The organism is Streptomyces sp. NPDC002795 (assembly GCF_042888725.1).
Lineage (GTDB): Bacteria > Actinomycetota > Actinomycetes > Streptomycetales > Streptomycetaceae > Streptomyces.
On the sequence record NZ_JBIAQB010000011.1, the window covers coordinates 118,754 to 145,682 of the forward strand.

Sequence of the window (26,929 nt, forward strand, 5' to 3'; positions counted from 1 at the left end):
TCGTTCAGCCGCCCTACGCCCCCAGGATCGACGCCAGGAACTCGCCGACCCACGCCAGCAGTTCCCGGCCGACCACCGGCTTGCCGCCCATCTTCTGCGGCTTCGGGCGCGGGACGAGGAGCTGGTGGGTGGACGACTTGATGACCGTGCCGGGGTAGAGGCGCTTGAGGCGGAGTTCCTGGGACTCCCGCAGCTCCACGGGCGCGAAGCGGACGTTGTTGCCCTGGAGCACGATCTCGCCGACCCCGCAGGCCCGCGCCAGCATCCTCAAGCCCGCCACGAGCAGCAGGTTCTCCACCGGTTCCGGCAGCTTGCCGTAGCGGTCGACGAGCTCCTCGCGGACCTGCTTGACGTCGTCCTCCGTGTTCGCGGAGGCGATGGCCCGGTAGGCCTGAAGGCGCAGCCGCTCGCCGGGCGCGTAGTCGTGCGGGACGTGCGCGTCGACCGGGAGCTCGATCTTGACCTCCAGCGGCGGCTCCTCCTGCACGCCGCCTTCCATCTGGGCCCGGTAGTCGGCGACCGCCTCGCCCACCATGCGTACGTACAGGTCGAAGCCGACGCCCGCGATGTGCCCGGACTGTTCGCCGCCGAGGAGGTTTCCGGCTCCGCGGATCTCCAGGTCCTTCATCGCGACGTACATGCCCGCGCCCATCTCCGTGTGCTGGGCGATGGTGGCGAGGCGTTCGTGCGCGGTCTCGGTGAGGGGCTTCTCGGGCGGATAGAGGAAGTAGGAGTAGCCGCGCTCGCGGCCACGGCCCACGCGGCCGCGCAGCTGGTGGAGTTGGGAGAGGCCGAAGTTGTCGCCGCGTTCGACGATGAGGGTGTTGGCGTTGGAGATGTCGATGCCGGACTCGACGATCGTCGTGGAGACGAGCACGTCGAACTTCTTCTCCCAGAAGTCCACGACGACCTGTTCCAGGGCCTGTTCGGACATCTGGCCGTGCGCCGTCGCGATCCGCGCCTCCGGCACGATCGCGCGGAGCCTCGCCGCCGCCCTGTCGATGGACTCGACCCGGTTGTGGATGTAGAAGACCTGGCCCTCGCGCAGCAGCTCGCGGCGGATCGCGGCGCCGATCTGCTTCTCCTCGTACGGGCCGACGAAGGTCAGGACCGGGTGGCGCTCCTCGGGCGGCGTCGTGATCGTCGACATCTCACGGATGCCGGTGACCGCCATTTCGAGCGTACGGGGGATGGGGGTCGCCGACATCGTCAGCACGTCGACGTTGGCCCGCAGCTTCTTCAGCTGCTCCTTGTGCTCGACGCCGAACCGCTGCTCCTCGTCGACGATGACCAGGCCCAGGTCCTTGAACTTGGTCTCGGAGGAGAACAGCCGGTGCGTGCCGATGACGATGTCGACCGAGCCGTCCCGCAGCCCTTCGAGGGTCGCCTTCGACTCGGTCTCCGTCTGGAAGCGGCTCAACGCCTTGACGCTGACGGGGAATTGGCCGTACCGCTCGGTGAACGTCCCGAAGTGCTGCTGGACGAGGAGGGTCGTGGGCACGAGGACCGCGACCTGCTTGCCGTCCTGGACCGCCTTGAAGGCAGCGCGGACCGCGATCTCCGTCTTGCCGTAGCCGACGTCGCCGCAGATCAGGCGGTCCATCGGGACCGTCTTCTCCATGTCCTCCTTGACCTCGGCGATCGTGGTCAGCTGGTCGGGCGTCTCCACGTACGGGAACGCGTCCTCCAGCTCGCGCTGCCATGGGGTGTCCGTGCCGAAGGCGTGTCCCGGCGCCGCCATGCGCGCGCTGTACAGCTTGATCAGGTCGGCCGCGATCTCCTTGACGGCCTTCTTGGCCTTCGCCTTCGTCTTCGTCCAGTCGGCGCCGCCCAGGCGGTGCAGCGTCGGGGCCTCACCACCCACGTACTTGGTGATCTGCTCCAGCTGGTCGGTGGGGATGTAGAGGCGGTCGCCGGGCTGGCCGCGCTTGGCGGGCGCGTACTCGACGACGAGGTACTCGCGGGTCGCGCCCTGCACCGTGCGCTGCACCATCTCGATGTAGCGGCCGACGCCGTGCTGCTCGTGCACGATGTAGTCGCCGGATTCGAGGGTGAGCGGGTCGATGGTCTTGCGGCGCCGCGCGGGCATCCGGGCGCCTTCCTTGCCGGCGGCGCGCTGCCCGGTGAGGTCGGTCTCGGTGAGGACGGCGAGCTTCAACCCCTGGTCCACGAAACCGAATTCGAGGCTGCCGCAGGACACCTGGACGACGGACGGGGCGAGTTCGCCGAGGTCCTTCTCCAGGCGGGCCGCGATGCCCTCGCCGCCGAGCACCTCGACGGTGCGGGCCGCGGGGCCGTGGCCCTCGGTGACGTAGACCGCGCGCCAGCCGTCGGCGAGCCAGCCCTTGGTGTCGGCGAGCGCGCGGGCGGTGTCACCGCGGTACGTCTCCGGGGCGTGCATGCCGAGCTGGAGGGTGTCGGCCTCCCCCTCCGCGGTGTCCGCCGCGAACGGGGACACCGACCACCACATCATCCCGAGCTCGCGCGCCCGGTCCCGGACGTCCGCGATGGCCCGCAGGGACGCGGCGCCCACGTCGATGGGGGCCTTGCCGCCGGTCGCCGAGGCCGCCCACGACGCCTGGAGGAACTCCTGGCTCGTGGCCACCAGGTCCGCGGCGCGCGTACGGACCCGCTCCGGGTCGCAGACCATGGCCATGGACCCGGCGGGCAGCACGTCGAGCAGCAGTTCCATGTCGTCGACGAGGACGGGGGCGAGGGACTCCATGCCCTCGACGGCGATCCCCTCGGCGATCTTGCCGAGCAGTTCGCCCAGCTCAGGGTGTTGTTCGGCGAGCTCCGCCGCCCTGGCGCGGACGTCGTCCGTGAGCAGCAGCTCGCGGCAGGGCGGGGCCCACAGTCCGTGCTCGGCGATTTCGAGGGAGCGCTGGTCGGCGACCTTGAAGTACCGGATCTCCTCGATGTCGTCGCCCCAGAACTCGACGCGGAGGGGGTGCTCCTCTGTCGGCGGGAAGACGTCGAGGATGCCGCCGCGCACGGCGAAGTCGCCGCGCTTCTCGACGAGTTCGACCCGTGCGTACGCCGCCGCTGCCAGCGCCTGGACGGTCTCCTCCAGGTCGGCGCTCTGCCCGGTGCGCAGGGCCACGGGCTCCAGGTCGCCGAGCCCCTTGACCTGCGGTTGCAGCACGGAGCGGATGGGCGCGACGACGACGGAGACCGGGCCGGTCTCCGGGTCGTCGGTCCTCGGGTGCGCCAGGCGGCGCAGCACGGCGAGGCGCCGGCCGACGGTGTCCGACCGCGGGCTGAGCCGCTCGTGCGGCAGCGTCTCCCACGACGGGTACTCGACGACCCCGCTCTCCGGCAGCAGCGAGCGCAGCGCGGCGGCCAGGTCCTCGGCCTCGCGGCCGGTCGCGGTCACCGCGAGGACGGGCCGCTTCGCCTCGCGGGCGAGCGCGGCGATCGCGAAGGGGCGGGACGCGGGCGGCCCCACCAGGTCGACGTGCATCCGGTTGCCGTCACCCGCGGCCTTCACCGCTTCAACGAGTGCCGCGTCCTTGACGACGGCGTCGAGCAATCCGTGCAGGCTCATGGAGAAGATCCATCCCGGGTCAGTGGGCAACGCAAAGGGCCCGACACGTGGGACGGGCCGGGGGTTTCCAGGGTACGTCGCCGGGGAGCCCGTCACCCGTCAGAGGGAAGGCGCCGACCCGGAGGGGGAGGCGGGCTACCTTGGAACCACGGCCCTAGTCCGTTCCTACCAAGACCCACTTCTCCCGCATATTGCAACTGGTGGAGACAGGGGAGGAAGTCATCATCAGCCGGGCAGGACATCCGGTGGCGAAGGTGGTTCCGCTCAAGGAAATGGCCAACCGCACCGACTACGGAGCGCTTCGCGGCCAGATCCACATCCCCGACGACTTCGATGAGCTTCCGGACGACATCGCCGAAGCATTCGGGATGCGGTGACCACTCGATGGCGTATCTGATCGACACCCACATCGCGCTCTGGTGGCTCGGTGCCTCGCCCGAGCTGTCCGACGACCTCAAGGAACTGCTGCGGACGGAGCCCGCCGTGCACATGAGCGCGGTGACGCCCTGGGAGATCTCCCTCAAACACTCCCTGGGCAAGCTGGCGGAGGTGCCGGGACTGCCCGGGCGCGTCCGTGATCTGCAGTTCAAGCCGCTGCCCATCACCTTGGACCACGGCATGCACAACCACGCTCTTCGACCGCATGCTCGTCGCCCAGGCCCAGGCGGAGGGTCTGACGATCATCACGCGCAACGCGTGGATCCCCAAGTACGACGTCCAGGTGCTCCGCGCATGAAACGGGTGGGCCCGGGAAGCACATGCTCCCCGGGCCCGCCCCGCTCCCCCGCCACAAAAGCCCTACTCGGTCGCGATCGCCCCCAGTACGTTCATCCGCCCCGCCCTGAACGCCGGGACCATCGCCGCGAAGAGGCCCACGAAGGCCGAGACGATGAAGACGCCGATGATCGTCGGCCAGGGGATCTCCAGGACGCCGAGGCCCTCAAGGGCCAGGAGCTGCTGGGCCGTCGCGCCCCAGCCCATGCCGAGACCGAGGCCGAGGAGCGCGCCGAAGACGGCGATGACCACCGACTCCAGGCGGATCATGCGGCGCAGCTGCCGGCGCGAGAGCCCGATGGCCCGCATCAGGCCGATCTCGCGGGTCCGCTCGACCACGGACAGGGCCAGCGTGTTCACCACACCGAGCACCGCCACGATGATCGCGAGCGCGAGCAGCCCGTAGATCATGTTCAGGAGCTGGCCTATCTGGTCCTTCAGCGTCTCCTTGTAGTCGGTCTGGTCCCTGACCTTGACGGTCGGGTCGGAGGCGACGGACGCCTTCAGTGCCTTGTACGCCTGGGCGGCCTTGGCGCTGTCGTCGCTGCCCGCGGCCTTCGCGAACATCATGCCGTTCAGCGGCAGCCGGTCCGCGGGCACGTACTGGGCGGCGGTCGCCACGTTCGTGTACATCGCGCCCTTGTCGAACACGGCGTCCTTGTCCTGGGTGATCGCCGCGACCCTGAGCTTGACGGTCCGCCCGTGGTCGAAGGCGACGGTCATCCGGTCGCCGACCTTGATGTGGCGCTTCGCGGCGAACTCCGAGCCGACCGACATCGCGTTCTTCCCGTACGCCGCCGAGAGCTGCCCGGCGGTCGTCTCGCGCCGCAGGTCCTCGGCGTAGGTCGGGCTCGCCGCGGAGAGCTCCTCCTTCTCCTTGACGCCGGAGGGCGTGGTCAGCGTCGCCTTGACGAACTTGACCTCGGTGACATGGGAGACGGACCCGCTCTGCTCGACCTTCTTCAGGGCCGCGGCCGCCTGCGGCGTGATGCCGCCGTTGCTGGGCTCGACGATGAAGTCGGCGCCCACCGACTTGTCGAGCTGGTCGGTCGCCGAGGCCACCATCGAGGAGCCGACGACGGAGAGGCAGGCGACGAGCGCGAGGCCGATCATCAGGGCCGCGCCGGTGGCGCCGGTGCGGCGCGGGTTGCGCAGCGCGTTGCGCTCGGCCATGCGGCCCACCGAGCCGAACATCCGCAGCAGTACGGCGCTGATGACGCGGACCACGATGCCGGCGAGCAGCGGGCCCACGACCACGAAGCCGATGAGCGAGGCGACGATGCCGGCGCCGAGCCACAGCGCTCCCTGGCTCGCCTTGTCGGCCTGCGAAGCGAGGTACAGCGCGAAGCCGCCGCCGCCCGTGAGGACGAGGCCGATGACGCCGCGCACGACGCCCGCCTTGACGTCGGCCGGGGTGCCCGCGTCGCGCAGCGCGGCCATCGGGGAGACCTTCCCCGCACGACGGGCCGGCAGGTACGCGGCGAGGACGGTGACGACGACGCCGAGCAGCAGGCCGATCGCCGGGGTCGTCCACTTCACGGTCAGGTCGCCGGTGGACAGCTCCATGCCCATGGACGACATGAGCTTCATCAGGCCGACGGCCAGGCCCACGCCCGCGCCGACGCCGAACACCGAGCCGACGACGCCGAGCAGCAGCGCCTCGACGAGCACGGACCGGTTGACCTGCTTGCGCGAGGAGCCGATGGCGCGCATCAGGCCGATCTCGCGGGTGCGCTGGGCGACCAGCATCGAGAACGTGTTGATGATCAGGAAGATGCCGACGAGGAAGGCGATGCCGGCGAAGCCGAGCAGGGCGTACTTGATGACGTCCATGAAGGAGCCGACGTCGGAGGCGTTGGCGTCCGCGGACTCCTGCTGGGTCTGGATCTTGTACGTGCCGTCGGCGCCGAGGGCCGCGGCGACGTCCTTCTTGAGCTGCGTGTGGCTGACACCGCTGTCGGCGGCGACGTTGATCTGGGTGAACTGGCCCGTCTTGCCCATGAGTTCGCGCTGGGCGGTCGCCGTGTCGAAGTAGACGACGGCGGCGCCGGGGTTGGTCATCCTGAAGGAGGCGATGCCGGTGATCTTCGCCTTGAAGTCGCCCGTCGCCGCGATGGTGCGCAGCTCGTCGCCCGCCTTCAGGTGGTGCTTCTTCGCCGTGTCGGCGTCGACCATGACCTCGGTGGGGCCGCGCGGCGCGTGACCGGAGGTGATCTCCATGGAACGCAGGTCGTTGTGCGTCCAGTTGCCCGCGATGGTGGGCGCTCCGGTGGTGGACCCCATGTTCTTGTTCTCGGAGTCCACCACGGTCACGTTCATCGAACTGACCGCGCCTTCGGCGGTCTTGACGCCCTCGGCCTTGCGGACGGTGGCGAGCGCGGCGGCGGACAGGGCCTCGGGCCGCCCGGTGTCGTTGCCCTCGACGTCGGCGTCCTTGGGGCTGACGGTGACGTCGGAGGCGGTGGCGCTGAAAAGCTTGTCGAAGGTCTTGTCCATCGTGTCGGTGAACACGAGGGTCCCGGTGACGAAGGCGACCGAGAGCAGCACGGCGACCGCCGAGAGGGCCATCCGGCCCTTGTGCGCGAAGAAGTTGCGCAGCGACGTCTTCATGACGGTGTTGGCACTCACGAGGTCCGCCCCCGGGCATCGGGTCCGGCACCCGGCCGGCACTCATCGGCGTGCGCGCGGCAGGCGCACGAGGTCACGGTGTCGGCGGTCCTCACGAGGTCCGTCCCCCGGCGCCGGGAACCGGCATACGACCGACGCTCACCGGCGTGCGCGCGGCAGGCGCACGAGGACGCGGACGCCACTGTGGCGCGCGACAGGGAGGTCACGGTGTCGGCGGTCCTCACGAGGTCCGTCCCCGTGCGTCGAAGTCCTTCATGCGGTCGAGGACGGCTTCGGCGGTCGGGCGCTGCATCTCGTCGACGATGCGGCCGTCCGCGAGGTAGAGGACACGGTCCGCGTACGAGGCGGCCACCGGGTCGTGCGTGACCATCACGATGGTCTGGCCCAGCTCGTCGACGGAGCGGCGCAGGAAGCCGAGGACTTCGGCGCCCGCGCGTGAGTCGAGGTTTCCGGTCGGCTCGTCACCGAAGATGATCGACGGCCGGGAGGCCAACGCCCTTGCCACGGCGACCCGTTGCTGCTGCCCGCCGGAGAGCTGCGTCGGCCGGTGCTTCAGGCGCTCGGAGAGCCCCACGGTCTCGACGACCTGGCGCAGCCACGCGGCGTCCGGCTTGCGGCCCGCTATGTCCATCGGGAGCGTGATGTTCTCGATCGCGTTCAGCGTCGGGAGCAGGTTGAACGCCTGGAAGATGAAGCCGATCCGGTCCCGGCGCAGCTTGGTGAGCTTCTTGTCCTTGAGGCCGGTGATCTCGGTCTCGTCGAGGAGGATCTGCCCCGACGTGACCGTGTCCAGGCCCGCCAGGCAGTGCATCAGCGTCGACTTGCCGGAGCCCGACGGGCCCATGATCGCGGTGAAGCGGCCGCGGGCGATGTCCACGTCGACGTGGTCCAGCGCGACGACTCGGGTCTCCCCCGTCCCGTACGCCTTCACGAGCTGGCGCGCCCGTGCGGCGACGGCCGAGTGCTGTCCAGTGTCCCTGTACCCGGGAATGGTTGCAGCCGTAGTCACGGTAAGTCTCCTAAGTCGGTCACGCGTCGGATGCGTGGGATCAACGCCTGTGTGCTCAAGTCTGGTGGAGCGGGGTGCCCCGGCGCGTTGAGGAAAAGCCCCCTCTTTTCCGGGGGTAAACCCCCGCATCCAAACGCTACGAAGGCCCCCGCGCCCACTCGTCCTCCAGCGGGACGAACCGACCCTGCCCCGTTGTACGGAGGCTCCCTTAGGGGGTGTCCACCCTTCGGTGGACCTCTACTCAGGGTCGTCTCCACCCGCCTAAGCTCCTGACGTAGATACGTGCAGGGGGAACACATGCAGGGAACCAACGGCCGCCGCCGCGCGGCCGTCGTCGCCGCGCTGATGCTGAGCATGGCGCTCGCCGCGCTCGACACGACCATCGTCTCGACCGCGGTGCCGCAGATCGTCGGCGACCTCGGCGGCTTCTCCGTCTTCTCCTGGCTGTTCTCGGGCTATCTGCTCGCGGTCACCGTCACCCTCCCCGTGTACGGGAAGCTGTCGGACACCTTCGGCCGCAAGCCCGTCCTGATCGCGGGCAGCGTGCTGTTCCTGGTCGGCTCGCTGCTGTGCGCGTCCGCGTGGAACATGGGCGCCCTGATCGCCTTCCGCGTGGTGCAGGGCCTGGGCGGCGGCGCGATCCAGGGGACGGTGCAGACCCTGGCGGCCGACCTCTACCCCCTGAAGGAACGGCCCAGGATCCAGGCCAAGTTGTCGACCGTATGGGCCACTTCGTCGGTCCTCGGCCCGGCGCTGGGCGGGCTGCTCGCCTCGTCCGTGGGCTGGCGTTGGATCTTCCTGATCAACCTGCCGGTCGGCGCCGTCGCGCTCTTCCTCCTCGTACGGCATCTGCACGAGCCCCGGGCGGACCGGGAGGGGGCGGCGCGGCCGCGGATCGACTGGGCGGGCGCGCTCGCGGTGTTCGCGGCCGGTGGGGCGCTGCTGACCTGGCTGGTGCAGGGCGGCGTCGCGTGGGCGTGGGGGTCGGCGCCCTCGATCGCCCTGCTCTGTACGGGAGTCGGGCTCATCGGCGCCGTCTTCGTGATCGAACGGCGGGTGGCCGAGCCGATCCTGCCGGGCTGGGTGTGGCGGCGGCGCACCATCGCCGCGGTCAATCTGACGCTCGGCGCGATGGGCCTGCTGATGGTGGCGCCGACCGCGTTCCTGCCGACGTACGCGCAGTCCGTCCTCGGCCTGTCCCCCACGGCCGCCGGCTTCGTGCTCTCCGTCATGACGCTGAGCTGGCCGGTCTCGGCGGCCCTGAGCCAGCACGTGTACCGCAGGATCGGCTTCCGTGACACGGCGGCGATCGGCATGGCGGGGGCGCTGGTGCTGCTCGCCGCGTTCCCGCTGCTGCTGCCGTACCCGGGCGAGGTCTGGCAGCCGGTGCTGCTGAGCCTGTTGCTCGGCGCGGCCCTCGGTCTCTTCCAGCTCCCGCTCATCGTCGGCGTGCAGTCCACGGTCGGCTGGGAGGAGCGCGGCACCGCCACCGCGTCGGTGCTCTTCTACCGGCAGATCGGGCAGACGGCCGGCGCCGCCGTCTTCGGCGCGGTCGCCAACGGAGTGATCTCGGCCCGCCTCGGCCCCGGCGCCGACCTCGACTCGGTGGCCCGGGACACCGGCGCCGACGGGGTGCGCCGGGCGATCGACGCGGCCGTCGACTCGGTGTACGTCGGCGCGGCCTGCGCGGCCGCGCTCGCCCTGCTCGTCCTCCTGACGCTGGCCCCGCGGCGCTTCCCCGTACTGGACGCGGAGCCCGCCGATCCCGTAGCGGAGACGAGCGGGCAGGAAAAGTCATCCGCCGCACAAGTCCCCCACCAGCAACACTCACCTCACGTACAAGAAAAGTCGCCCGGCACCGACTGATCGTTCATCCAAACGCTCCCCAACTCCTCTACCTACGAGTAACGTTCCGGCTCCCCACACGCTCCCTGCGGTCCACCCAGTCCCCGGCGGACCCGAGCCACGCAAGGAGAACAGGGTTGTCGTACCAGCCGCACTCACCCCGCTCGCACCGTCTCCCGCGCCATCCCGAAGCCCCCAGCGGCGAACTGCGCCTGCTGCGCACCGCCTATCGCTGGCAGCGCCGCGTCGCCACGCTCACGGCCCTCGGGTACTTCACGCTCTTCCTGCTGCTCTCCGCGTTCGCGCCGGGCCTGATGAACCGCTCGGCCACCGGCGGCCTCTCCACAGGGCTGCTCATCGGCCTGTGCCAACTCCCCGTCACCTGCCTGGCGTTGCTCCTCTACGAGTACACGGCGCGGCGCCGCGTGGACCCGCTCCTCCACCGGATCCGCCGCCAGTGCCGCACGGACGGGGGCTACGCGCGATGACCACGGGTCCGGCCGTCGCCGCCGCGTCCACCGACGCCATGTCCCTGGTCGCGTTCACGGCGGTGGCGACGATCACGCTCCTGCTGTGCATCATGACCGGCCCCGACCGCGACGGCCTCCAGGAGTTCTACACGGGCTTCGGCCACCTCGGCCCGATCCGCAACGGCCTGGCCATCGCGGGCGACTACATCTCCGCGGCCACCGTCCTCGGCACCGGCGGCGTCATCGCGCTGCTCGGCTACGACGGCGTGGCGCTCGCCCTGAGCACGGCACTCTCCCTGATGCTGCTGATGTTCCTGCTGGCCGAACCGCTGCGCAACGCGGGCCGGTTCACCATGGGCGACACGCTGGCGCGGCGGATGCCGGGACGTTCCGTACGGATGGCGGCCTGCGCGGCCACGCTCGCGGCCCTGATGCCGATCATGCTGGTCCAACTGGCGGGCGCGGGCGACCTGTTGGCGTTCCTGCTCGGCTTCACCAACGAGACCTTCAAGACGGCCTGCGTGATCGCGCTCGGCGCGCTCATGATCAGCTACGCGGCGATCGGCGGCATGAAGGGCACCGCCGTCATCCAGATCTTCAAGATCGTGATGCTGCTCGGCTCGGGCGTGGTGATCGCCCTGCTCGTCCTGCGCCGCTTCGACTGGGACCCCGGAACCCTGCTCACGGCCGCCGCGCGCGGCAGCGGCGCGGGCAACGCCTATCTGACCTCGGGCCTCCAGTTCGCGCACAGCCCCGCTCCCCGCCTCGACATGATCACTTCGGAGCTGACGGTGGTGGTCGGCGGAGCCGCGCTGCCGCACGTCACGATGCGCATGTACACGGCCCGGCACGCGCGCGAGGTGCGCCGCTCGATGACCTGGGCGGTGTCCGCGGTCGGCCTCTTCGTCCTGGTCATCTCCGTGGTCGCCTTCGGCGCGACGGCGATGCTCGGCGCCCCGGCGATCGCCCAGGCCGACCGGCAGGGCAACACGGCGTATCTGCTCGGGGCGCGGGCGGTCTTCGGCGCGACGACGAGCACGGGCGAGTCCCTGCTGTTCACCGCCGTCACCACGGCGCTGTTCCTGACGCTCCTCGCCTCGGTCGCGGGCATGATCCTGGCCTGCGCGAACTCCCTGGCGCACGACGTGATCGCGTACGCCAGAAGGGGGCTGACGGACCGTACGGAACTGACGATCGCCCGGATGTCGGCCCTCGGCGTCGGCGCCTTCGCGATCGCCCTCGCCTGCGTGTTCCAGCACCGCAACCTGCAACCGCTGGTCATGCTCTCGATCTGCCTGGGCGCCTCCGCCATCGCCCCGGCCCTCGTCTACAGCCTCTTCTGGCGCCGCTACACGCGCGCGGGTCTGCTGTGGACGCTGCTCGGCGGCACGGCCGCCTGCGCCGTCCTGATGACCGGGACCAACCTGGTGTCGGGCTCGCCCACTTCGGCGTTCCCCGGCATGGACTTCAACTGGTTCCCGTTCACGACGACCGGTGTCGTGTCCATCCCGCTGGGCTTCCTGTTCGGCTGGCTCGGCACGGTCCTCACGGACCGGCGCAGGGCCGACGCGCAGCGGCAGCAGTACGAGGCCGTGGAGGCGTGGATCCTGGCGGGCTCGCCGACGGCGCCGGGCGGGGGCACGCGGCGCTGAGCGCGACCCGGGCGCTACTTCTTGGCCCCTGACGAGAGTGATGAGGCGAACGGGTGTTCCCGGTTACAGAGGGTGTGGTCCCGACGGCACGAAGATCGACTCTCCGCGCTTTTTGCGGCGCGCGGAGAAGAAGCTGAAGAAGGCCCAGCGGGAGCTGTCCCGCAAACAGAAAGGATCCAAGAACCGGGCCAAGGCCCGCCTGAAAGTCGCCCGCGCACACACCAAGGTCGCCGACGCGCGCCGCGAGTTCCACCACCAACTCTCCACGAAGCTGATCTCCGAGAACCAAGGGATCGCCGTGGAGGACCTGCCGGTGGCGGGGCTGGTACGCGCACCAGGCTGGCCAGGTCCGTGCACGACGCCGGAGCCAACCTCCCAGACCTGCTCCACCTGCGGCGTCAAGGACGGACCCAAACCCCTGGGCGTGCGGGAATGGACCTGTACCGCTAGCGGGGTCGTTCATGACCGGGACATCGACGCCGCGATCAACATCAAGACGGCCGCCGGACTGGCGGTATCGGCCTGCGGAGCGCCGGTAAGACCGGGAGCAGTCCCGGCACAGCGCGCAGAAACAGGAAGCCACGGAATCCCGACCCAAGCCCGTACCGCGTCGCGGCACAGCACTCGGTCAGGAAGGCCAGAATCCTCGGGCTTCAGCCCGAGGAGCATGTCATTTGCCGAGCCGCTCCGCCAGCTCGGCACGGCGCGCGAGCACGCCGTCCTTCAGCTCCTCCATCTCCCGCAGCGCGTCCCGGCGTTCACGCTTGGCGAGCCGGTCGATGTAGAGGCGACCGTACAGATGGTCCGTCTCGTGCTGGAGGCAGCGGGCGAAGTAGCCGTCGCCCTCGACGACGATCGGGCTGCCGTCCTTGTCCTGGCCGCGCACCACGGTGTGGTCGGCGCGCGCCACCGACTTGTAAGGACCCGGCACGGAGAGGCAGCCCTCCATCCCGTCGATGAGCCTGCGCTCCGCCGGCGGCTGCTCGTCGAGCACGGGGTTGCAGATGTGGCCGGTGTGCCGCACGCCCCAGTCGTCCTCCATGTCGTAGACGAACAGCTGGAGGTCCACGTCGACCTGGTTGGCGGCGATGGCCGCGCCGTGCGCCACGTGGTTCGTCGCGAACATGTCGTCGATCAGGCGGTCGAGTTCGGGTGTGCCGAAGTGTGCGCCGGTGACAGGTTCGCAGCGGCGCCGCAGAACGTCTTCGCCGACGATCGTGATACGCCGGACCGCACCGCGCTCCACCTCCGGTGGCAGCTGGCCATCACCCATGTCGACTCAACCTTTCGCATCCGCGCCCCACTTGCCGACCGCCCAACCTTAAACGGTGCGGTCGTCCGTCCCCACGTCTCGGGGCTCCGCCCCGGACCCCGCGCCTCAATCGCCGGCGGGGCTTGATTTTTCAAGCCCCTGCGGCGATTGAGCAGCGGGGTCCGGGGCGGGGGCCTTGCCCGTGAGGGTGGCCAGGGAGGCGCGGACATGCTCCATGTGGGCGCGGAGCTCCTCGCGCTCCTCCTCGTGACCCTCGATGATCGACTCCGTCTCCCGCTCGATCCGCTCCGCACGCGCGCGTGCCTGCGCGAGCAGCTCCGCCGCCGCGGCCTCCGCGTCCTCCTGGCCGTGCCGCGCCTCCTCCTCGGTCTCACCGAGCGTCCGCTTCGCCTCCGACAGGCGGCCCTCGGCCTCGGCGACGGCGCCCGCCTCCCACGCCTCGGACGCGGCCACCTGCCCGGCCGCCTCCCGGTCCGCCTCCTCGATCCGCTCGGCGTGCTCCCTGGCCTGGTCGGCGAGGGCCGCGTCCGTGCGCTCACGCATCTCGCGCAGCGCCGCCAGGGACTCGCCCCGCATCTCCTTCACGTCGCGCCGGGCGGACACCCGGATGTCGTCTGCCTCGGCCTGCCCGGCCGCGATGCGCCGCTGCGCGTACTCCTCCGCCTTGCCGCGCACCTCGTCGGAGTGCGCCTGCGCGTCGTCCCGCGCCTCGTCCGCCGCCGCCCGCGCGGCGTCGGCCTCGGCCTGCGCGTCGGCCAGCGCGGCGCCGCGCACGGCCGTGTCCTCCTCCTCGGCCAGCTCCAGGAGGTACTGGGCCCGCTTGCCGAGCGTCTCGTACGTCTGCGGGGCGAGGTTCGCGACGGCCTCGCGCAGTCGCTCGGCCTCCTCCTCCATCTCCTTGGCGAGGACGGTCAGGCACGCGGCCCGCTCCCAGGCCTCGTCCCGTTCCCCGGAGAGCGTGGCGGCGGCGGCCTCCACCTGCTCGGGCCTGTACCCCCGGCCCCGTACGCCGACGAAGCCGTACTGCGACGACTCCGCTCCACCCGCACCGCTCATCTGGATCCCCTCTCCGGCAAGGCACCGACCGGCACCGGCACGCTCGATCTACGACATTTTGCGCGATTGGCGCACATCTTGATGGAACAACCGGAGGCGGCCACATTCCGACACACGTGACACCCAGGTCGACCCACTCGGTCCAGGATGCGTCAATTGCCGCCGAAAGTCGGAATCGCCTTGTCCTCTCGCAGCGCGGTGAAGAGCTGATCGGCCTCGCTCTCGTTCCACATCACCACGTCCCCGGCCCCCGAAACATTGGGCTCACTCCCCACAGGGACGGTCGTCGTCGCGGCCGGGTCGGACATCTTCACACCCATGGTGGCCAGCGCGGGGACCCCGGTGTCCTGGTCGACGACCAGCGCGTCGAGCGAGGCGCTCATGAACGGGATCAGGTTCCACGGCGGCACCAGCACCCCCGGGCTGAGCGCCTTGGCTGCGATCGCGTCCACCAGCTGCTGCTGCCGCTTGACCCGGCCCAGGTCGCCGGTCGGATCGGAGTAGCGGGCACGCGCGAACTGCAGTGCCTGCGTGCCGTTCATCGTCTGGCAGCCCGCGTCGAAGTCGGCGCCCGACTTCTCGTCGTGCAGACCTCCGTCGGCCACACAGATCTCGACCCCGCCGAGCGAGTCGACGACATCGACGAGGCCCAGGAAGCTGACCTCCGCGTAGTGGTCCATACGCAGCCCCGTCGACTGCTCCACGGTCTGCGTGAGCAGCCTCGCGCCGCCCACCGAGTACGCGTAGTTGATCTTGTTCTTGCCGTAGCCCGGGATCGAGACGTACGAGTCGCGCGGGATCGAGACGAGATACGGGCCGTTGTCCCCGTAGTGCAGCACCATGATCGTGTCCGTGCGGTCGCCCGCGTCGTTGCCGACGTGCAGATCCTTGCGCTGTTCGGGCGTCAGGTTCTCCCGCGAGTCCGAACCGACCAGCAGCCAGTTCGTGCCCGCGCCCGCGGCCGGACGGCCTTCGTAGTCGCTGAACGCGTCCGTCGTCTGAAGCCGCGAATCCGCCCAGAAGTACAGGCCGATGCCGTACGCGACGAGCACCACGAGGACGACGAGCAGGGTCAGCGCGACCCGCTTGGGCCAGCGCCGCCGCGGCCGCGCCGTCCGCATCGTCGTCGGCTCACTCCACTCACCTGCCATGTGCGCATGATCGGGGCGCCCGACCCGTCGCGCAGGTCGAGCGCCCCCTCAGAGCCCATGAGCGGAGGCGTACACAGCTGCCTACAGCAGGCCGTCCCACATCTGCTCAAGCAGCACCGACCACCAGGTCTCGGGCGAGCCGAGCGCCGCGGAGTCGATCGCGCTGAGCTCCGCCTGGAAGTCGACGGTCCAGCGGCCCGCCTGCTCCTGGTTGAGCCCGAAGCGCAGCCGCCACATCCGGCCGAGCAGAGCGATGGAGCGGGCGAACTCCGGCAGCCCGCTGTTCACGAACTGCGGTGGAGCCGGGGCCGCGTCGGGCCCCGCCTCCACCGGCACGGCCACGATGTTCGCCGTCCCGTACTGCACGCACAGCGCCTTGCCGAAGTCGCTGCCCATCACGAGGTACGAGCCCGCGTCCGACGCCGCCTGCACGCCACGCTCCTGCGCCAGCTCGGCGAGCGTCGGCACGGGGCGGCCCGGCTGCGCCTGCGCCCAGAAGAACGGCCCGAAGTCGGACGGAAGACCCGCGACGACGAGCGTGTGCGCCACGGTGTCCGGGACGCCCTGCCGCGACACGGCCCGCTGGTCGAACCGGAACACACCGGGGCCGAACGCCGCGGCCAGCTCCTGCGCGATCGCCTCCGGCGCGGCCGGGGGTGTGGGGTGCGCGGGGTGCAGCGGGGCGCGCACGGGGGCCGGGCGCGCCGGGCCGTCGGCGACCTGGTGCAGCTCGCCCTGGTGCGCGAGGAGCTGCCGCATGCCCTGCTGACGGCTCGCGTGATCGGTGCCGTACGGCGCGATCGACGTGATCCGCGCCTGCGGCCACTGCTCCTTGATCATGCGCGAGCAGTACGCGCCGGGCAGCGAGCAGGACTCCAGCTCCGTGTGGAGTTCGAGGACCTGGTCCGGCGGCACGTTCATGCCGCGCAGCTCGTGGAAGATCTGCCACTCCGGGTGCGGCGTCCCCGGCGCGGACCGCCGGATGAGCTGCTGCTCGGACCCGTCGGGCGCGCGGTACCGCAGCACGGCCTGATACCCGGGCCCCACGGTCGGCTGCCCCGCCGGCTGGGCGGGCTGCTGAGGTTGCTGAGGCTGCGGATACCCGTACGCCGCCGGGGGCGGGCCGGGAATCTGCTGACCGGGAGCGCCCGGAGGCGGAGGCGGACCGGGCGGCGTCGCGCCGGGGCCGGAGAGCATCGTCGCGGCGTGGTGCACGCCCTCGCCGGGAGCGCCGGGGGGCGGAGGCGGCGACGACGGGTCGGAGCCCGAGAGCACCGTCGCGGCATGGTGCACGCCCGCGCCCGGAGCACCAGGAGGCGGGGGCGGGCCCGGGACGCCCGGAGGCGGACCCGAGAGCATCGTCGCCGCGTGGTGCACGCCCTCGCCAGGGGCGCCGGGCGGTGGCGGCGGGCCGTCCTGGCCGGGCGAGGACGGCATCTGCGGAGGAACGTGGCCGCCCGCCGGAACACCGGGCGGTCCCGGCGGCGGAGTCTGCGCGCCACCACCCCGCGGCGGCTCCGCCTTGCTGGTCGCGGCGTTCGCGATGTCACCGGCGGCGCCCTGCGGGTATCCGTACGAAGCCCCCGGAGGCGGCGGCCCGGGAACCGCGGTCCCCGGAACGGGCGGCGGGAACGAGGCCCCGGCCGCACCTGGACGCTCCGCGGACGGCTGGGCACCAACGCCGGGCGCCCCCTGCGGGAACCCGTACGAAGGAGCGGGCGGAGCCGACGGGGGCTGGGAGCCCGCGTCAGACGCCGACTGCGGGAAGCCGTACGAAGGAGCAGGCGCGGCCGACGGAGACTGGGAGCCCGCGTCAGACGCCGACTGCGGGAAGCCGTACGAGGAAGCAGGCGCGGCCGACGGAGACTGGGAGCCCGCGTCAGACGCCGACTGCGGGAAGCCGTACGAAGGAGCAGGCGCGGCCGACGGAGACTGGGAGCCCGCGTCAGACGCCGACTGCGGGAAGCCGTACGAGGAAGCAGGCGCGGCCGACGGAGACTGGGCAGCCGCATCGGACCCCGACTGCGGGAAGCCGTACGAAGGAGTAGGCGGGGGCTGGGGGCCCGCGTCGGGCGCGGGCTGCGGGTGGGCGTAGGAGACAGGCGTGTCCGACGGAGGCGGCGGCGGGGGCGGTGGGATCGGGCCCTGCGGGAAGCCGTACGACGGTGCCTGCGGTTCGGCGGGGTCCAGAGCCGGGGACACCGCCGTCGGCGGCAACTGGCTGCCGCCCACGATGCGGGCCGTCTGCGCTTCCGGCGTGACACCGGGCGGCGGCGCATCCTCGGCGAGCGGCGGCGAGAACACCGTGTCCGGCAGCGGAACCGAACGGTCCTCCTCGTCACCCACCCCGTTCGTGTCCGTACCGGCCCACGGCGTCGCATCGACCGGAAGCGGAGGCACGGCGTCCTGCGGCTCGGCGTGGACCGACGCCGGGACCGCGTCCTCGGGCGTCTCGTCGACCTGCTTGTCCGCCGCCTCCTGCAACCACTCCGGAGGAGTCAGCAGGAACGACGTCTGATTCAGGTCCACCCGCTCCGGCGGCCTCGCCGCCACCCGCTCGGCCGGCGCGTCCGGCAGCCCGTACTCCTCCTCGTACCGCCGGATCACCTCGCCCACCGGCAGCGAGGGCCACAGCGAGGCGTCCCCGCTGTCCCGCGCGATCACGAGGCGCTGCCGCCCGCCGTCGGACACCGGACCGGTCTCCCGGTCCTCCGCCCACACGACGAAGCCCAGCTCGAACTCCCGCACCCGCACCTCACGGTGCGCGGACACGGGCACGTCCCCGTTGATCCATTCCTCGGCGCGCTCCTGCGCCTGCGCGAACGTCACCATCGCAAGCTCACTCCCCACCGGCGACCGGGACGGCCTGCGCGAAGCCACCGTCCACCATCAGATTCGCCACCGTCTCCAACTCCGGCGGACTGCCCGCGAGTCGGGACAGAAACCCGTCGAAGTCCTCACCACAGGGCAACAACAGCCGCTCCACCCGCTCGGCCACCGGCAGCGCCGCCGTCTCACCGCTGTCCCGCGCGTCGTCGTACGCGCAGAACCACACGGAACCGACCGCGTCACCCCGCACCTTCACGGCGAGCAACCCGCCCTGCACGAACGCGACACCCAGATAGTCCTTCGTCAGGTGATCGCGCAGACACTTGTTCACATACACGAGGTCGTTCACGGCCGCCTCGTCGCGCACCGTGAAGAACGGCTGGTCGACCAGGAGGCCCAACTCGGCGTCCAGACCCGTCCCGACAGGCGCGCAACCGCCGCCCGCCTTCAGGAACGAGCGGTACGCCCCCGGTAGCCGGCACCCCAAGTCCTCCTCCGCGGACAGCACTTGGCTCTCCGACACCGCGACCCCGGACTTCGGCAGACCGAAGTGCACGGGCCGCGTGTCCTGCAACGGCCGCGTGCCACGCTTGTGCTGGTCCACCGCCGCCGTCGCCAGACCACCGTGATGCCGCAGCAGGGCCTTCACCTCGACCGGAACCAGTTCGAGCCGCCGCGAGGCGCGCGCGTGGTGCCACGTCCAGCCGTGCGGCGTCGCCACCGGCGGGATCATGTCCCACAGTTCGTGCCCGGACGCGGCGAGCGCCGCGTTCGCCGACACGTAGTCCGTCAGCCGCAACTCGTCGACACCGAAGCCCTGCGGCGGATCCGCGATCTGCGCCACGGCACGGGCATACGGGGCGAAATCCGGGAAACCGTCATCATCCACGCGAACTCCGCGCGGATGACGGGCGGCACGGACCGGGTCCGGGAAGTGCACGACCTGCCCGGCATAAGCCGCGTTCGGCGGCGCGGCCTGCTGCCCGAGCCGACCTGTCGTCATGGCTGTTGCCCCCTGCGGCGCTGGTGACGGTTGCGGATCTGTCCCGGGCTTGTCCCGGCTCTGCTGCGGACCTGCTCCTGATCCGTACGAATCAAACGACAGCCTATGCGGTTGTGCGACACCGGTCACCGGGCCTCCGGTTCCATGACCAGCAGTCACCCGAGCATCACCACCACGTGACGATCGGGCGTGACAGCGCCGACATCGGGGTCCGGCTTCCCCACCCGCGGGCCCGTTTGGCAGTCTGTGCAGGCAACCAGGGGGATTGCAGTGGGGAACTGCAGGAGGGGAAACAACAGATGCGCAGCGGTACCGCAGAGGAAACTGCACCCGCGGACGAGCAGCCAGGCGACGACCCGCGCGTCGGCTGGAGCGCCACCGACGACGGCGCCGTCCCCACCCTTCGCGTGCGCCGGGACGGCATACTCCCCACCGTCGCCGCCGCCCTCTCCGTCCGCGGCAGCACCCTCACCGCGACCGCGGCCCGCGGCGAAAAGGCCCCGGCCCTGCACCCGTTGGTCCAGGACTTCCTGGATACGCTGACCAGCGCGCAGCGCGACCGCTTCACCGGGCGCTGCGCCGAGGCCATCCTCGTCTCCCGGCACCTCACGGCGAGCGACAGCGAGCGCACGGAGAAGTCGAAGCGGGCCCGCCGCAGACCCATGACCATCGGAGAGGCCCGCAAGGCCCTCAAGCAGTCCAAACTCACCACCCGGCGCATCCGCGAGGACGGGGACCCGCTGCACGGCGGATTCGCCCGCCCCTGCCGCGCCTGTACGGCGCTGACCGCCCACTTCGGCGTTCACGTCGTGGCCCCCGAAACGGACAGCACCCCGCACGACGACAACGAGGCCGCGCACTGATGCCCCACCCCACCTCCCAGGACGCCCGCTTCTCCGACCTCGTCGACGCCACGTTGCGCGTCGCCGGGTGGCAGCCGGGCCGCTGGGACATCAAGCAGGCGGAATTCTGGGCGGACGCGCTGCGCACCCACGTCTCCCCCGCCGGCCACCGCCACTCGGTCTTCCCTGCGGCGGTCGAGGCCTGGGCGGAGTTCGGCGGCCTCCACCTCACGCCTACCGGCCCCGGCCGGAACATCGCCCCCGCCCAGCCGCACCTGGACCCCCTCCACGGCCTCCACGCGGCCCGTACCCTCGGCGACCTCGGCCGCGCCCTGGACACGGAACTCGCGCCGCTGGGGGCGGAGTCGGGCACGGAGGCGTTGCTGGCGGTCGACACGGAGGGCCGCGTCTACGCCCTCGACCACAGCGGCGACTGGTACCTGGGCCCCGACATGGACGAAGCCCTCTCCACCCTCATCACAGGCCTCCAACCGCCCAGGCTCTCCCCTCCGGGAGGACCGGGGGCGTAACCGGCGGCTCCCCGGCCGGTCTCTGCCCAGAGGGCCCTACGACGCCGCCGGCAGCACCGCCGACACCCGGAAGCCGCCCGCGTCCGTCGGGCCCGAGACGAAGACTCCGCCGAGGCCGGCCACGCGCTCCTTCATGCCCACCAGACCGTTCCCCCCGGAAGGCAGCCCGGCCGACGCGGCAGCGCCCGGTTCCGGCGGCGGCTCGTTCTCCACCTGCATCGCCACCTCCGCGCCCCGATGCGCCAGCCGGACGTACGTCTTCGCGCCCGCCGCGTGCTTGTGCACGTTCGTCAGCGCCTCCTGAACGACCCGGTACGCCGTCTGCTCCACCACCGCCGCGTACCCCCGCGACTCCCCCTCCACGGACACCTCCACCACCATCCCGGCCGCCCGCGACTGCCCGACCAGATCCTCCAGCTCCGTCAGCCACGGCCCGACCTCCGCCTCCGCCTCGGCCCGCGAGGCCGCCGCCGCGGCGGCCACCCCCACCGCTTCCAACGGCAACCGGTCCGCCCGCCGCGGCACCGGCTCCCCGGCCCGCAGCACCCCCAACATCTCCCGCAGCTCGGTGAGCGCCTGCCGCCCCATGTCCCCGACCAGCGCCGCGTTCTTCACCGCCTTCTCGGGGTCCTTGCGCGCAACCGCCTGCAACGCCGCCGCGTGCACCACCATCAACGACACCCGGTGCGCCACCACGTCGTGCATCTCGCGCGCGATCCGCGTCCGCTCCTCGCCGCGCGCCCACTCGGCCCGCTCCTCGGCCCGCTCCGCGAGCAGCCCCAGCTCCCGCTCCAGCGACTCGTTCCGCTCCTGCAGCGAGTCCATGAGCCGGCGCCGCGCCCCCACGTAGAGGCCGAGCAGCAACGGCGGAGCCGTCACCCCGAGCGCCGTGGTGATCGCGAGGAACGGCACGACCCAGTTGGCCACCTGGAACGTGTCCGCGTGCGCCGCCGAATCCTGCTGCACCCGCACCACCGACACGATCAACGTGCCCAGGAACGACATGCCCGCGAGCGCCCCGATGATCCGCCGCGGCACCTCGGAGGCCGCCAGCGAGTACAGCCCGAGGATCGTCATGAGCACGCCCATCTGGGCCGGCGTCACCGCCACCGAGACCAGCACCACGGCGATCGGCCACCGCCGCCGCAGCACCAGCGTGGACCCGGTCAGCACCCCGAACAGAACACCCACCCAGACCGGCAACCCGGCCTTGTGCGCGAACGGCACCCCCTCCACGGCACACTCCACCGCGGACGCCACCGCCAGCACCACATCCAGCGCGGCGGCCCTGCGCCGCGCCCACCACCACGGCCCCCCGGCCGCGGCTCGGTGAACTTCCCCCGTCGTGGTCATGCCCTCCAGAGTACGGGCGCCGGGTGCCCGATTTCCGGCGAGTTTCGCGTACTGGCCTACACCACACCCCGCAATCGAAAAGAAGCGAAACTCGCCGGTACGGGTCCCGCAAGGAGCCGACCTGTACCGTCGCGCCGAAGGCTCTTGGTACGGCATAGTGTTGGGGGCCGATCGACGACCTGACGTAATGTCCGGTTTAGGTCGACACGTTCCCCCGTGGTGTAATTGGCAGCACTGTGGCTTTTGGTGCCATCTGTCCGGGTTCAAGTCCTGGCGGGGGAGCTGTACACGTTGCGGGGCCCGACCGAACCGGTCGGGCCCCGCGCCCATGCCCGGCCCAAAACGCCCCGGTATCCTGCGGATGTCCACCCCACAACGCATCCGACGCCGAAGGGCCCACCCGTGAGCAGCGCCAACACCCCGGCAGCCGTCGTCGTACTCGCAGCGGGTGAGGGCACCCGTATGAAGTCGGCCACGCCGAAAGTCCTGCACGAGCTCTGCGGCCGGTCGCTCGTCGGTCATGTGCTCGCCGCCTCCCGTGAGTTGAACCCGCAGCAGCTCGTCGTGGTCGTCGGCCACGAGCGGGAGAAGGTCGCCGCGCATGTGAACGCGGTCGACGCCGAGGCCCGCACCGCCGTGCAGGCGGAGCAGAACGGCACGGGGCACGCCGTGCGGATGGGGCTCGAGGGCCTCAACCACGACAACGGCCTGGAGGGCACCGTCGTCGTGGTCTGCGGCGACACCCCGCTGCTCACCGGCGGGACGCTCCAGGCCCTGTCCGCCACCCACGCCGCCGACGGCAACGCCGTGACCGTGCTGACCGCCGAGGTCCCCGACGCCACCGGCTACGGCCGGATCGTCCGTGACGACGTCTCGGGCGCCGTCACCGCGATCGTCGAGCACAAGGACGCGAGCGAGGCGCAGCGTGCGATCGGCGAGATCAATTCGGGTGTGTTCGCGTTCGACGGGCGGCTGCTCGTCGAGGCGCTGAAGCAGGTGCGGACGGACAACAGTCAGGGTGAGGAGTACCTCACCGATGTGCTCGGGATCCTGCGCGCGGCGGGTCATCGGGTCGGTGCCTCCGTCGCGCTCGACCACCGCGAGATCGCGGGTATCAACAACCGTGTGCAGCTGGCCGAGGCCCACCGCACCCTCAATGAGCGGCTGCTTGAGCGGGCGATGCTGGCCGGTGTCACGGTCGTCGACCCGGCGAGCACCTTCGTCGATGTCACGGTGACGTTCGAGCGTGACGCGACGGTCCTGCCGGGCACGCAGCTGCACGGTGCCACGCACCTCGCCGAGGGCTCCGTGGTCGGCCCCAACTCCCGCCTCACGGATACGCGCGTGGGTGCGGGGGCCCGGGTCGACAACACGGTCGCGTACAGCTCTGAGGTGGGTCCTGAGGCGTCCGTCGGTCCGTTCGCGTATCTGCGGCCCGGTACGCGGCTGGGTCTGAAGTCGAAGATCGGGACGTTCGTCGAGGCGAAGAACTCGTCGATCGGTGAGGGTACGAAGGTGCCGCACCTGTCGTACGTGGGGGACGCGACGATCGGTGATTTCACCAACATCGGTGCCGCTAGTGTCTTTGTGAACTACGACGGGGAGAGCAAGCACCACTCCACCGTGGGGTCCCACTGCAAGACGGGTTCGGACAACATGTTTGTGGCTCCTGTCACCATCGGGGACGGTGCGTACACCGCCGCGGGGTCCGTGATCACGAAGGATGTGCCGGCCGGTTCACTGGCCGTGGCGCGGGGCCAGCAAAGGAATATCGAGGGTTGGGTGGCCCGGAAGCGGCCGGGGAGCACGGCCGCCAAGGCGGCGGAGGCGGCCTCCCGGAATGCGGAAACCGCAGACTGACGGGGTCTGACCGGAAACAGGTGCGCCCGACACGGCGTACCGTGATAGGTGCTCACGATTCGCCTGGCTCGCTGCTAATGGGACGCGCGGGCAGCTGCGGCGGACGAACTCGTCTGAGGAGACTAGTGCTGTGACCGGGCTTAAGACGCAGGGCGAGAAGAAGATGATGTTCTTCTCCGGCCGCGCCCACCCCGAACTTGCCGAGGAGATCGCGCACCAGCTCGGTGCCGGGATCGTCCCGACCAAGGCTTTCGATTTCGCCAACGGCGAGATCTACGTCCGCTACCAGGAGTCCGCGCGCGGCGCCGACTGCTTCCTGATCCAGAGCCACACGGCTCCGATCAACAAGTGGATCATGGAGCAGTTGATCATGATCGACGCGCTGAAGCGCGCGTCGGCCCGCTCCATCACTGTCATCGTGCCGTTCTACGGTTACGCGCGGCAGGACAAGAAGCACCGCGGACGTGAACCGATCTCGGCGCGCCTGATCGCGGATCTGATGAAGACCGCGGGTGCGCACCGCATCCTCACGGTCGACCTGCACACGGACCAGATCCAGGGCTTCTTCGACGGCCCGGTGGACCACCTGTTCGCGCTGCCGATCCTGGCGGACTACGTGGGCGCGAAGGTGGACCGGTCCAAGCTGACCGTGGTCTCCCCCGACGCCGGCCGCGTGCGCGTGGCCGACCGCTGGTGCGACCGTCTTGGCGCGCCGCTGGCGATCGTGCACAAGCGCCGTGACAAGGACGTCGCCAACCAGGTGACCGTGCACGAGGTCGTCGGTGACGTGAAGGGCCGCGTCTGTGTGCTCGTCGACGACATGATCGACACCGGTGGCACGATCTGCGCCGCCGCCGACGCCCTGTTCGCGCACGGCGCCGAGGATGTCATCGTGACGGCGACGCACGGTGTGCTGTCCGGCCCCGCCGCGGACCGTCTGAAGAACTCGAAGGTGAGCGAGTTCGTCTTCACGGACACGCTGCCGACGCCGGGTGAGCTGGAGCTCGACAAGATCACGGTGCTGTCGATCGCCCCGACGATCGCCTCCGCGGTGCGCGAGGTCTTCGAGGACGGGTCGGTGACCAGCCTCTTCGAGGGCGAAGCGTAAAGATCCATTTGGGTGCGGCCTCCCCCGCCGAGTAGACTGCTGAAGTTGCTCGGCGAGGGAGGCCGTACTTTTTTGTACGGCGGTCCGTTATCGACGCGCTCTTCGTAGCAGGCCGTTCGTGGCCGGGTGACCAGTCCCTTTTTGGGGATTTCCCTAGTTCTACGAGGAGTTGAAGAGCATGTCCGAGGTCAAGCTTTCCGTCGAGACCCGCACCGAGTTCGGCAAGGGTGCCTCCCGCCGTCTGCGCATGGTCGAGAAGGTTCCCGGTGTCGTCTACGGCCACGGCAACGAGCCGCTGCACATCACGCTCGACTCGCACGCCCTGATGCTGGCCCTGCGTACGCCGAACGTCCTGATCAACCTGGACATCGACGGCAAGTCCAACGAGCTGGTCATCCCGAAGTCCGTGCAGCGTGACGCGATCACGAGCTTCCTGGTCCACGTCGACCTGCTCCAGGTGAAGCGCGGCGAGACGGTCACCGTCGAGCTCCCGGTCCACACCGAGGGCGAGCTGGCCCCGGGTGGCAACCTGCTCGAGCACGTGCTGAACACGCTGTCGGTCGAGACCGAGGCCACGCACATCCCCGAGTCGGTCACCGTCTCCATCGAGGGCCTCGAGGCCGGTGCCTCGGTCCACGCCAAGGACATCAAGCTGCCCAAGGGCACCACGCTGGCCACCGACGAGGACGCCGTCGTGCTCCAGGTCCTGGCCGCGCAGGCGGAGGAGGCCCCGGCCGAGGCCGCGGGCGACGAGGCCGCCGCGGAGGCCTGAGCCTTCAGGGTCTGACCTGTACGGGGTGGTGGGCGCGGCCCACCACCCCGTATCGCTGTATCGACGCACCCGACGTGCCCGACGTACACCTAAGGAATGTGCATGTCCGACGAGAACGCTCCCTGGCTGATCGCCGGGCTGGGCAACCCTGGTCCCGAGTACGCGATGAACCGGCACAACGTCGGCTTCATGGTCGCCGATCTGCTGGCGCGGCGGATGGGCGCCAAGTTCAAGCGGGCGACCAAGGGGCAGGCGCAGGTCGTCGAGGGGCGGATCGGTCCGCCCGGCCCGCTGAACCGCCGGGTGATCCTCGCGAAGCCGATGTCGTTCATGAACGTCTCGGGTGGTCCCGTGACGGCGCTGTGCGATTTCTACAAGGTGCCGACGGAGCACATCGTGGCGATCCACGACGAGCTGGACATCGATCACGGCGTGCTGCGTCTGAAGCTGGGCGGTGGAGACAACGGGCACAACGGCCTGAAGTCGATCACGAAGTCGCTGGGCTCCGACTACCACCGGGTGCGGTTCGGGATCGGTCGTCCGCCGGGTCGGATGCAGGTCGCGGACTTCGTGCTCAAGGACTTCTCGTCGGCCGAGCGCAAGGAGCTCGACTACTTCGTGGACCGGGCCGCCGACGCCGCGGAGGCGCTGGTGATCGAGGGCCTGGAGCGGGCCCAGTCGACGTACAACTCCTGACCTGTACGGACTTGTCGGGGGCGGGTTCCGGCCGGGAGTTGACCGTATGCAGGGTCATGGCCAAGGATCCCGGCCATGTTGCCTGTTGCCCGTCAAGTCGCGGCGGCCGCGGTCGCCGCGTTGTTGCTGATCGCCGGCGTGTGGGCCTCGTGGGGTGCGGCGCAGCACGTGATGTTCCCGGCGGGCCGTGAGCGCGGCACGATGACGGTGAGCCGGTGCGCGGGCGAGACCTGCGCCGGCCCGTTCTCGCCCGCCTCCCCCACCGCCGTACGGCATGCGAGCGTGACGATCGACCGCTCGATCGGGGAGAAGAAGGGCGCGCGCCTCCCGGTGGTCCTCAAGCCGAGTTCGACGTCGGCGGTCCGCGCGGGCACCGCCGGCTTTCTGTCCGCGTGGGTGCCGCTGGGCGGCGCGCTGTTGCTCGCGTCGGTGGTGCTGGCGGGCGGGGTACGCGACCGGCGCCTCACGTGGGTCACGGGAGGCGCCGGAATCGCGCTGCTGTCGGCGGCCTTCGCCGCTCTGAACCTCTAG

19 protein-coding genes, 1 tRNA gene and 2 pseudogenes are annotated in these 26,929 nt (G+C 70.8%); 13 read left to right on the forward strand and 9 right to left on the reverse strand.

Annotated elements, in window-relative coordinates; all coding sequences use genetic code 11:
• Positions 1-13: 13 nt before the first annotated feature.
• The gene (mfd, locus tag ACFYWS_RS30435; RefSeq protein WP_389281758.1) at positions 14-3,547 is read right to left on the reverse strand and encodes a transcription-repair coupling factor; all 3,534 of its coding nucleotides are present in this window, start codon (positions 3,545-3,547) and stop codon (positions 14-16) included.
• A gap of 182 nt (positions 3,548-3,729) precedes the next feature.
• Between mfd and ACFYWS_RS30440 the strand changes: the two are divergent.
• Positions 3,730-3,924, forward strand: a pseudogene (locus ACFYWS_RS30440) (type II toxin-antitoxin system Phd/YefM family antitoxin); the annotation flags it as partial.
• Positions 3,925-4,345: 421 nt separating this feature from the next.
• On the opposite strand, the gene ACFYWS_RS30445 reads toward ACFYWS_RS30440, so the two are convergent.
• On the reverse strand, positions 4,346-6,931 hold the full coding sequence (locus ACFYWS_RS30445) for an ABC transporter permease (RefSeq protein WP_389282032.1): 2,586 nt from the start codon (positions 6,929-6,931) through the stop codon (positions 4,346-4,348).
• A 238-nt stretch (positions 6,932-7,169) separates the two neighbouring features.
• Positions 7,170-7,958, reverse strand: coding sequence for an ABC transporter ATP-binding protein (locus tag ACFYWS_RS30450; protein WP_389281760.1), 789 nt, complete (start codon positions 7,956-7,958; stop codon positions 7,170-7,172).
• 297 nt (positions 7,959-8,255) lie between these two features.
• Here ACFYWS_RS30450 and ACFYWS_RS30455 point away from each other — a divergent pair, with 297 nt between their 5' ends.
• The 4 genes and pseudogenes from ACFYWS_RS30455 to ACFYWS_RS30470 form a co-directional block, all read left to right on the forward strand.
• The gene (locus ACFYWS_RS30455) at positions 8,256-9,824 is read left to right on the forward strand and encodes an MDR family MFS transporter (RefSeq protein ID WP_389281762.1); all 1,569 of its coding nucleotides are present in this window, start codon (positions 8,256-8,258) and stop codon (positions 9,822-9,824) included.
• Between the two features lie 116 nt (positions 9,825-9,940).
• Entirely contained in the window at positions 9,941-10,291 is a 351-nt protein-coding gene (locus tag ACFYWS_RS30460; RefSeq protein ID WP_389281763.1) for a DUF485 domain-containing protein, read from the forward strand.
• Complete coding sequence (locus ACFYWS_RS30465) at positions 10,288-11,925, forward strand: cation acetate symporter (protein ID WP_389281765.1); 1,638 nt, start codon at positions 10,288-10,290, stop codon at positions 11,923-11,925. Before ACFYWS_RS30460 ends, ACFYWS_RS30465 begins: the two co-directional genes overlap by 4 nt.
• 82 nt (positions 11,926-12,007) lie before the next feature.
• A pseudogene (locus ACFYWS_RS30470) lies at positions 12,008-12,535 on the forward strand (RNA-guided endonuclease InsQ/TnpB family protein); the annotation flags it as partial.
• 60 nt (positions 12,536-12,595) lie between these two features.
• On the opposite strand, the gene def reads toward ACFYWS_RS30470, so the two are convergent.
• The 5 genes from def to ACFYWS_RS30495 form a co-directional block, all read right to left on the reverse strand.
• Complete coding sequence (def, locus tag ACFYWS_RS30475; protein ID WP_389281767.1) at positions 12,596-13,198, reverse strand: peptide deformylase; 603 nt, start codon at positions 13,196-13,198, stop codon at positions 12,596-12,598.
• Between the two features lie 105 nt (positions 13,199-13,303).
• Entirely contained in the window at positions 13,304-14,254 is a 951-nt protein-coding gene (locus ACFYWS_RS30480) for a cellulose-binding protein (RefSeq protein ID WP_389281769.1), read from the reverse strand.
• Between the two features lie 152 nt (positions 14,255-14,406).
• The gene (locus ACFYWS_RS30485) at positions 14,407-15,405 is read right to left on the reverse strand and encodes an LCP family protein (protein ID WP_389281771.1); all 999 of its coding nucleotides are present in this window, start codon (positions 15,403-15,405) and stop codon (positions 14,407-14,409) included.
• 81 nt (positions 15,406-15,486) lie between these two features.
• A complete protein-coding gene (locus ACFYWS_RS30490; RefSeq protein WP_389281773.1) occupies positions 15,487-18,237 on the reverse strand; it encodes an SUKH-4 family immunity protein in 2,751 nt (916 codons plus the stop codon).
• A gap of 7 nt (positions 18,238-18,244) precedes the next feature.
• On the reverse strand, positions 18,245-19,237 hold the full coding sequence (locus tag ACFYWS_RS30495) for an SMI1/KNR4 family protein (protein ID WP_389281775.1): 993 nt from the start codon (positions 19,235-19,237) through the stop codon (positions 18,245-18,247).
• A gap of 299 nt (positions 19,238-19,536) precedes the next feature.
• On the opposite strand from ACFYWS_RS30495, the gene ACFYWS_RS30500 reads away from it, so the two are divergent.
• On the forward strand, positions 19,537-20,100 hold the full coding sequence (locus tag ACFYWS_RS30500; RefSeq protein ID WP_389281777.1) for a YwqJ-related putative deaminase: 564 nt from the start codon (positions 19,537-19,539) through the stop codon (positions 20,098-20,100).
• Complete coding sequence (locus ACFYWS_RS30505; RefSeq protein WP_389281778.1) at positions 20,100-20,609, forward strand: SUKH-3 domain-containing protein; 510 nt, start codon at positions 20,100-20,102, stop codon at positions 20,607-20,609. The genes ACFYWS_RS30500 and ACFYWS_RS30505 overlap by 1 nt, the downstream gene beginning before the upstream one ends.
• 36 nt (positions 20,610-20,645) lie before the next feature.
• On the opposite strand, the gene ACFYWS_RS30510 is transcribed toward ACFYWS_RS30505, so the two are convergent.
• Entirely contained in the window at positions 20,646-21,962 is a 1,317-nt protein-coding gene (locus ACFYWS_RS30510; protein ID WP_389281779.1) for a sensor histidine kinase, read from the reverse strand.
• 210 nt (positions 21,963-22,172) lie between these two features.
• Between ACFYWS_RS30510 and ACFYWS_RS30515 the strand changes: the two genes are divergently transcribed.
• From ACFYWS_RS30515 to ACFYWS_RS30540, 6 genes are all read left to right on the forward strand, one after another.
• Positions 22,173-22,244, forward strand: a tRNA-Gln gene (locus ACFYWS_RS30515).
• Positions 22,245-22,364: 120 nt separating this feature from the next.
• Positions 22,365-23,822 carry a bifunctional UDP-N-acetylglucosamine diphosphorylase/glucosamine-1-phosphate N-acetyltransferase GlmU gene (gene glmU / locus ACFYWS_RS30520; protein WP_389281781.1) on the forward strand — a complete coding sequence of 486 codons (1,458 nt, stop codon included), beginning with the start codon at positions 22,365-22,367 and terminating at the stop codon, positions 23,820-23,822.
• A 130-nt stretch (positions 23,823-23,952) separates the two neighbouring features.
• Entirely contained in the window at positions 23,953-24,930 is a 978-nt protein-coding gene (locus ACFYWS_RS30525) for a ribose-phosphate diphosphokinase (protein WP_326021526.1), read from the forward strand.
• 178 nt (positions 24,931-25,108) lie between these two features.
• Positions 25,109-25,702 (forward strand): 50S ribosomal protein L25/general stress protein Ctc, encoded by a 594-nt coding sequence (locus ACFYWS_RS30530; protein WP_389281783.1) that lies wholly within the window; start codon positions 25,109-25,111, stop codon positions 25,700-25,702.
• Between the two features lie 96 nt (positions 25,703-25,798).
• Positions 25,799-26,398: an aminoacyl-tRNA hydrolase gene (pth, locus tag ACFYWS_RS30535; RefSeq protein WP_389281785.1), complete on the forward strand. Its 600-nt coding sequence runs from the start codon at positions 25,799-25,801 to the stop codon at positions 26,396-26,398.
• Between the two features lie 75 nt (positions 26,399-26,473).
• Positions 26,474-26,929, forward strand: coding sequence for a hypothetical protein (locus ACFYWS_RS30540; protein ID WP_389281787.1), 456 nt, complete (start codon positions 26,474-26,476; stop codon positions 26,927-26,929).

Bases quoted from the DNA above. Each gene is read 5' to 3' on its own strand.
- ACFYWS_RS30530 (WP_389281783.1), top strand. From the start codon at position 25,109: ATGTCCGAGGTCAAGCTTTCCGTCGAGACCCGCACCGAGTTCGGCAAG.
- ACFYWS_RS30505 (WP_389281778.1), top strand. From the start codon at position 20,100: ATGCCCCACCCCACCTCCCAGGACGCCCGCTTCTCCGACCTCGTCGAC.
- ACFYWS_RS30465 (WP_389281765.1), top strand. From the start codon at position 10,288: ATGACCACGGGTCCGGCCGTCGCCGCCGCGTCCACCGACGCCATGTCC.
- ACFYWS_RS30500 (WP_389281777.1), top strand. From the start codon at position 19,537: ATGCGCAGCGGTACCGCAGAGGAAACTGCACCCGCGGACGAGCAGCCA.
- ACFYWS_RS30495 (WP_389281775.1), bottom strand. From the start codon at position 19,237: ATGACGACAGGTCGGCTCGGGCAGCAGGCCGCGCCGCCGAACGCGGCT.
- ACFYWS_RS30455 (WP_389281762.1), top strand. From the start codon at position 8,256: ATGCAGGGAACCAACGGCCGCCGCCGCGCGGCCGTCGTCGCCGCGCTG.
- mfd (WP_389281758.1), bottom strand. From the start codon at position 3,547: ATGAGCCTGCACGGATTGCTCGACGCCGTCGTCAAGGACGCGGCACTC.
- ACFYWS_RS30540 (WP_389281787.1), top strand. From the start codon at position 26,474: ATGTTGCCTGTTGCCCGTCAAGTCGCGGCGGCCGCGGTCGCCGCGTTG.
- pth (WP_389281785.1), top strand. From the start codon at position 25,799: ATGTGCATGTCCGACGAGAACGCTCCCTGGCTGATCGCCGGGCTGGGC.
- ACFYWS_RS30480 (WP_389281769.1), bottom strand. From the start codon at position 14,254: ATGAGCGGTGCGGGTGGAGCGGAGTCGTCGCAGTACGGCTTCGTCGGC.
- def (WP_389281767.1), bottom strand. From the start codon at position 13,198: ATGGGTGATGGCCAGCTGCCACCGGAGGTGGAGCGCGGTGCGGTCCGG.
- ACFYWS_RS30490 (WP_389281773.1), bottom strand. From the start codon at position 18,237: ATGGTGACGTTCGCGCAGGCGCAGGAGCGCGCCGAGGAATGGATCAAC.
- ACFYWS_RS30485 (WP_389281771.1), bottom strand. From the start codon at position 15,405: ATGGCAGGTGAGTGGAGTGAGCCGACGACGATGCGGACGGCGCGGCCG.
- ACFYWS_RS30445 (WP_389282032.1), bottom strand. From the start codon at position 6,931: ATGAAGACGTCGCTGCGCAACTTCTTCGCGCACAAGGGCCGGATGGCC.
- ACFYWS_RS30510 (WP_389281779.1), bottom strand. From the start codon at position 21,962: ATGACCACGACGGGGGAAGTTCACCGAGCCGCGGCCGGGGGGCCGTGG.